Consider the following 6,000-nt stretch of genomic DNA (forward strand, 5'->3'; position numbering starts at 1 on the left):
GGTTCGGTGGGGCGTCCTGCTTTTGCCTATTGCCGTGGCAGAGATTTGGCCGCGAGGCGAGCCATAAATCGCGGCGTATCAACGACCACGCGCGTGTGCGTGCCGGATCCAATGCTTTCGACGCCGTCATGAGCCGTGACTTTGAACGTCAGTTTTCTGCCGTCGACCGCTTCGAGCGTTGCTGTCGCGGTGACGGTGAAACCAAGGGGAGTTGGCGCCGAGTGCACGACATCGAGGTGCATGCCTAGACTTTGATGATCGTCGGGAAGATATGCTTCGATGCAGTCGACCGCTGCCGCTTCCATCAGGGCGATCATCATCGGACTGGCAAACACCGGAACGTCGCCGCTGCCGACCTGCGTCGCCAGGCGCTCATGTGTGACGAGCGACGTCGCTGAACCCGTTAGCCCTACGATGAGTTTCGACAGATCCGCCACGACACACTCCTCATCACCACCCGGCCATAATGCGCAATGCAAGACGGATCAATGGGCGATGACGATTTCCAGGCTAGCGCTTAGGCGCCTCCAACAGGTCCGGCAGCGCGGTTCCGGAAGGCCCTATCTCGGCGATGGCCGCTGCGCAGCTTTCATCGACTATGATCCTGCATTGGTTCGGGTCATCCTGCTGTATGCAATGCTTCACCTTGATCCAGGCATTGTAGATCTTTGCGCTTTGCGTTTTGAACGCTTCAAGATCGGCGCCCGCATAGACCGAACTGAGTGCGGAGGCCCTTTCGGTCAATGTCATGCCGACGCAGGTTTCGACGGCGCCTAACGCCTGCCCATGCCGGCCACCGGCATCCTTCGGGGTTAATTTGCTGACGGCGGCTCGGGCCGCAGCCACGGCCTTATCGACCGGCTCGGCGACAGCACTTCCCCCGCTGAGGAAGATCGCCAGCAACACCGCTGACAGGGAACGATGGCCGCATCGCAAGGCTACTCCCCCCAATTGGTCCTCCCGGCTTCTTTCGGATTTGTTAAGCAAAAATCTTTCCGTTTAACCAGGACGCCCCCCTTCTATATCTTTATTCAAATAGGCAACCGGGAGTAGAACGAAAACGTTATGTCCACTAGCCATCCATGGCGCCACTCTCTTCACGGGTGGATCGCATCGCGCCTTTCGAGGAGAATTGAGATGATTAAACGCATTTTGGTCCCAGCGGCAACGCTCGGCGCTCTTGCAGCGATCGCTGTCCTGACCGCCAGTCCGAGCTTCGCGCTCTCGGCCAAAGAGTGCAGCGTCAAGTACAATGCCGCCAAGTCGGCCGGCACCTTGAACGGCTTGAACTGGAACGAATTTCGCAAGCAGGAGTGCGGTACCGGCGCTGCAGCGGCCGACGACAAGCCGGTCATAAAGCCGTCAACGGGAACAGCTGCGGCGACCACGAAGGCCCCTTCGGGCGCCGTTTTCCCGAAAGCCGTCGATTCGAAGTACTCCAAGGAAACCGCGGGCAAGGCGCGCATGCACACGTGCCTCGATCAGTACCGCGCCAATAAGGCTTCGAATGGCAATGGTGGATTGAAGTGGATTCAAAAGGGCGGCGGTTACTACAGCCTTTGCAACAAGGGTCTGAAGAGCTGACCGGCAGGTGAGCCAATATCCTCGAAGAATCACGACGGCGAGGCGCATGCCCCGCCGTTTTCGTTTCGCTGCCGGGTGGAAGCTGTCCGCCGGCAAAATTCGAAGATGTTAGCGCTTGATGTCCTGGTCGCGCTGCCAGGAAAGGAACATCGCCGTCACGAGAGCCGTCAAAAACATTGTGCCAAGGATCGCCGGCTTGCGAATGAATGACCACCAGACGTCGAGGCCGTCGATCCAGCCGCCGCGTCCGGTCAACACGTTGTTCAAGACGAGAATGACGAGGGCGACGCACGCCGTAATCGCCATCGCAATCCCCGCCTCGATTGCCCGTTTCGTCAGCCGCGGCACCGAGATTGAATTGCGGCCGATGGCCAGTTGAGTCCGGTCCGACATGATGCGCTCCGTCGTTGCTTCAGCGATGAGCGCGACAACAACAGGTCAGACGCGCGCTCCGGATTATTCTCCCTGTCTAACAGATTCGGCGTCCAGCGTGGCGCAGACGAGGCGGCGGCCGCGTCTGGCTTATCCATTTCCTGATGTTTTCGATCGGCCTAATCTCGACTTGCCTGCTTGCTCCGTGCCGCCCGTCGCGTTGCGAGCGCGAGCCAGCGCCTGCAGCTCGGCCGCTTGAGATTGCACGCAACCGCGATCTTCGGCGCCGCAAGAGCGCGCCCCTTCGCAGCCTTGATGGCCTCGGAGCTTGGATCAATACCGGCCAGCGATCCGGGTTCGGCAGCAATGTCGCGTTCCGCACGCGAGATGAGGCCCGCCGCAGTCATCCCTGACATGAAGGGATTGGCGTTGATCACGACCGGCCCGAGAAGTGTGGCGACCGGTGTCTCGGGCTTTGCCGCGAGCACGCGTGCCGCGCCGCGGGGACCGACCAGGAAAGCAAGACGCAGATTGGCGAACGTCGCCTTGGCGCCGTTGGCAACGAGATAGGCCGCGTTCGATTGCGAATAGGCCATGGCGACTTGGCGCGCGAAAACCGGCTCGGTTCTGAGATCAAGTATCTCATTCGGCTTCAGCTTCGCCGTCTTGTCCGCGAAAGACGCGTTCACGATCTCGAGCCATGTCGCCGCAATGAACTGATACGGGCCTAGAGCCGTCGATCTGGGATTGTTCGCAAAGACGTTGCCTCCGGACTCGGCCATCATCAGGCGGTCGAGGAACGTCTCCATCGTCATTGCGGGAGCTGTGGTCGAAGCGGCAGCGGCGGTTTCGCTGACGTCTTTGGGCTCGGCGGATGCAAACCCAGGCGTCACGCAGTGCGCCAGCGCGATGGCGGCAAACGCAAACAAGTGTAAGCAATACGAGGACACGAAAGCGAGTTCCTTCACGGCTCGTCAGTGCTGCCCGATGAATAATCTAAACCCTCGCCCGCGGTTCGCAAAGCCCACATGGCTCGATCGCGTGACCGGCTCAAGAGAGTTTGGTTATCGCGACGATACTTTTAAATCCGCAAAGCGACGTTCTTCGCGGTGTTTGCGTGATACAACGCTCAAATGCGGCATTCGGCGAGAGAGTGCGCCGTGTCATTTCCGTGCGTAGCGAACCGCAAATCTGCCACAGCTCCGCGCGATTTTCCTCCGGCAGCGAATTCACATCCTGGGAGTAGCTCTGTCATGCTGAAGAAAATCGCACTCGCGCTTCTCCTGATTGTGCTTACGTTCGCGGGATACGTCGCCATGCAGCCGGCCGTCGGCACCGTAACGCGATCCGCTACGATCGCAGCGCCGCCCTCTGCAGTGTTCCCGTACGTCAACGATTTACATAAGTGGCAGGATTGGTCGCCTTGGGCGAAGCTCGATCCCAATGCCAAGGTAACGTTCGAAGGGCCGGAAGCCGGCACCGGTGCTGCCTTTTCGTGGTCCGGCAACAGCGAGGTCGGCGAGGGCAAGATGACGATCGTCGAAAGCAAGCCGGACGAATACGTGAAGATGAATATCGATTTTGTAAAACCGTTCGCCAACACCAGCGTTGCCGAATTTCAGCTGAAGCCCGAAGGCGCGGGCACCAATGTGACGTGGTCCATGACGGGCGACCGGCCGTTCTTCGTGCGCGCCATGTGCATTCTCATGAACGGCGACAAGATGGTCGGCGACAGTTTCGAGAAGGGTCTCGCAAGCCTCGGCAAGCTCGCGACGAGTACGCCACCGCCACACTGAGGCTTCTATGATCGCGCCCGTAAGGCGGTCTTGCGGCTAAGGACAGCGAGAAAGACTGCGCTCGCCGGAATCATCGCGAATGGTCAGCTTGTCGCCATCGACGACAAACGTGAACGTCCCCTCCTGCTCGTCGCCTTCGACCGAGCACTTGGCGTCTGCCTTCCAGGCGCCGCCGTCTTCCTTGACCTCAGACAAGGTGCAGTGAGCTTCTCCCTGATCGTACGTCGTCATGGTAAGTACGAGCGGAGGATTTTCAGCGCCCTGGTCGTTGCCGCATTGCTGGACGTCTGTCGCCCACGTCCCGGCGAACGGGGCATCGGCGGCCGCCACGGTGAGGGGCCATAGAGCAAGGCTGGCAACCAGACAGGCGAACGAGGTTCGAAGCATATCCATTTTACTCTTTTATTGATTGTTGCTTCCGATTGAGCGGTGCGCCCGGGAAACGACGGCATGGCGGGGCAGCTATGCACCCGCTGAAGCAAGTTGATCACCATGTATTCAGCTAGTGCAAGTAGGTTCGCCGAACCGCGCTATATTAACGATAGGCCGCGGGAGGCCAAGTCGTATTCAGCTAATGGCGGAGATTTGCGCGCCTAATCGGGCGTCCAAACTCTCTTTTGGGAGAACAGATTATGTCGCGCTTACATCGTGCGCTTTTCGGTGGTCTCGTCGCAGGCATTCTCGGCTTTTCGGGGGCAGCGAATGCCGCGCCGGGTGGGTTCGCACCCGGGGACCTGGCAGCCAGAACGCCCGCTACGCTCGTCGGACACGGCGGCGGCGGTGGTGGCTTTCGTGGAGGCGGTGGCGGTTTCGGAGGCGGTGGTGGCTTCCGTGGAGGCGGCGGTAGTTTCGGTGGTGGCGGTGCCTTTCGTGGCGGCGGCGGCAGCTTTCATAGCTTTCGTGGCGGCGGTGGTGGCAGCTTCAACAACTTCCGTGGCGGCGGCGGAAATTTTCATAGCTTCAACCGCGGTTCACATATGTCTCGTGGCGCGATGAGGTACTCGGGCAACTGGAATCATGGCGGCCATCATGGCCATCACAATCACCATCGTCGCGGCTTCGTCGGTTTCTACGGCGGTTACTATCCCTACTACGACAGTGGCTACTACGATGACTACGGCTACTACGGCGACGACGACGTTTGCTACTACAGCCGCAGATACCGCGCCACGATATGCCCAGGCGACTGAGATCGCCGGCGGCCTCACTCAGACGCAGGAACTGCCTGCAGTTGATCGGGCGCGGGACCAGTTACGGTTCCGCGCAGAATAGGAACATCAATGAAGTTGACCATCATGTTTGCTGCTGGGCTTGTGGGCTGGGCACTCGCCGCCGGTAGCGCCAATGCCGACACGATTTTTGACGTCGAGCACGCACGTGCCGATGCCAGAGCCGGTCGTGTCAGCGAAAATGACCTGGAATTCCTGCGACGCTGGGGAGGTCCGAGTGGTTATTACCGTGCGCCCCGTTATTATGACGTACGTCCTTATCGCAGGGGCTACTCGACGCGCTATGACCGGCGTGGACGCCGCTGGTAATCATGGCCGCGTCTCGCCATTTGCACCCCGTCGGACTTTCCGCGCCGCTCTGATCCAGAGGCCGAGGTACATGACGAGCAGCGCCATGAACGGCACGCCGATGAGCAAGTTGATGCTGTCCATCAGTGCCGGATCGATGAACCCGAAATGCAATCCGAGCTTGACGAGTCCATTGGCGCAAACCGCGAGCAGGAACACGTTGCCCGTAAAGCCGAGATATGTCTCCGCCGCGTAATATTTTGCGATCCAAGTTCCCTCGGGTGCCTTGGAGCCGGTAAGCAGGGAATAGATTGCGATCGGCAGCACAACGAGCGACGACGCGTAGAGCAAGACTTCGAAATTTGTAAGCATCCGAAACACCTCAGAGGAACTGTTGGCAGGCACCCCGACTGAACTCGGGAAGCGTGCTTCTGTGAACCTCAATCTGCTCGACTGTCTGTTCCATTTGGGATAGCGCGCCCAATTCGATGTCGCGCTATTTTTTTGAGCGCACCAATTTTCGCTACTTGGAGCTCTTGCCGGATTTCGTCGAACCCTCGATAATTTTCATCAAAGCCATGGCCGCAGCCGGCGCCCGCACCTTGCCTTCATGAATGACGTAGACGAACACGTCGCGTGGCCGCCGCTCCGGTTTTGTTTTGGTATCGATGACCGGAAGGTCGTCTGGCACGCCGCCCGAGGCCCATGTCTTTGCGCGCGTCGCCCACTGA

At 59.5% G+C, this 6,000-nt stretch carries 10 protein-coding genes and 1 pseudogene; 4 read left to right on the plus strand and 7 right to left on the minus strand.

Going from position 1 to position 6,000, the window contains the following annotated elements:
- Window positions 1–26: 26 nt before the first annotated feature.
- Both VN623_RS10210 and VN623_RS10215 read right to left on the minus strand, forming a co-directional pair.
- Window positions 27–437: a thioesterase family protein gene (locus VN623_RS10210; protein WP_325570713.1), complete on the minus strand. Its 411-nt coding sequence runs from the start codon at window positions 435–437 to the stop codon at window positions 27–29.
- A gap of 73 nt (window positions 438–510) precedes the next feature.
- Window positions 511–951 (minus strand): hypothetical protein, encoded by a 441-nt coding sequence (locus VN623_RS10215; RefSeq protein WP_325570714.1) that lies wholly within the window; start codon window positions 949–951, stop codon window positions 511–513.
- 186 nt (window positions 952–1,137) lie between these two features.
- Between VN623_RS10215 and VN623_RS10220 the strand changes: the two genes are divergently transcribed.
- Window positions 1,138–1,584, plus strand: a complete 447-nt coding sequence (locus VN623_RS10220; RefSeq protein ID WP_325570716.1) for a hypothetical protein — start codon at window positions 1,138–1,140, stop codon at window positions 1,582–1,584.
- A 108-nt stretch (window positions 1,585–1,692) separates the two neighbouring features.
- Here VN623_RS10220 and VN623_RS10225 read toward each other — a convergent pair whose 3' ends face one another.
- A complete protein-coding gene (locus tag VN623_RS10225) occupies window positions 1,693–1,977 on the minus strand; it encodes a hypothetical protein (RefSeq protein ID WP_325570718.1) in 285 nt (94 codons plus the stop codon).
- Window positions 1,978–2,135: 158 nt separating this feature from the next.
- A complete protein-coding gene (locus tag VN623_RS10230; protein ID WP_325570720.1) occupies window positions 2,136–2,906 on the minus strand; it encodes a hypothetical protein in 771 nt (256 codons plus the stop codon).
- 303 nt (window positions 2,907–3,209) lie between these two features.
- On the opposite strand from VN623_RS10230, the gene VN623_RS10235 reads away from it, so the two are divergent.
- Window positions 3,210–3,752, plus strand: a complete 543-nt coding sequence (locus VN623_RS10235) for an SRPBCC family protein (RefSeq protein ID WP_325570722.1) — start codon at window positions 3,210–3,212, stop codon at window positions 3,750–3,752.
- 36 nt (window positions 3,753–3,788) lie between these two features.
- Here VN623_RS10235 and VN623_RS10240 read toward each other — a convergent pair whose 3' ends face one another.
- Complete coding sequence (locus VN623_RS10240; RefSeq protein ID WP_325570724.1) at window positions 3,789–4,145, minus strand: hypothetical protein; 357 nt, start codon at window positions 4,143–4,145, stop codon at window positions 3,789–3,791.
- 239 nt (window positions 4,146–4,384) lie between these two features.
- On the opposite strand from VN623_RS10240, the gene VN623_RS10245 reads away from it, so the two are divergent.
- On the plus strand, window positions 4,385–4,942 hold the full coding sequence (locus tag VN623_RS10245; RefSeq protein WP_325570726.1) for a hypothetical protein: 558 nt from the start codon (window positions 4,385–4,387) through the stop codon (window positions 4,940–4,942).
- 90 nt (window positions 4,943–5,032) lie between these two features.
- Window positions 5,033–5,290, plus strand: coding sequence for a hypothetical protein (locus tag VN623_RS10250; protein ID WP_325570728.1), 258 nt, complete (start codon window positions 5,033–5,035; stop codon window positions 5,288–5,290).
- On the opposite strand, the gene VN623_RS10255 is transcribed toward VN623_RS10250, so the two are convergent.
- Together VN623_RS10255 and VN623_RS10260 are read right to left on the minus strand one after the other, a co-directional pair.
- Window positions 5,291–5,641 carry a hypothetical protein gene (locus VN623_RS10255; RefSeq protein ID WP_325570730.1) on the minus strand — a complete coding sequence of 117 codons (351 nt, stop codon included), beginning with the start codon at window positions 5,639–5,641 and terminating at the stop codon, window positions 5,291–5,293.
- Window positions 5,642–5,792: 151 nt separating this feature from the next.
- Window positions 5,793–6,000 (minus strand): annotated as a pseudogene (locus VN623_RS10260) (DUF72 domain-containing protein); the annotation flags it as partial.

Source organism: Hyphomicrobium sp., from assembly GCF_035572195.1.
Classification (GTDB): Bacteria; Pseudomonadota; Alphaproteobacteria; order Rhizobiales; family Hyphomicrobiaceae; genus Hyphomicrobium_B.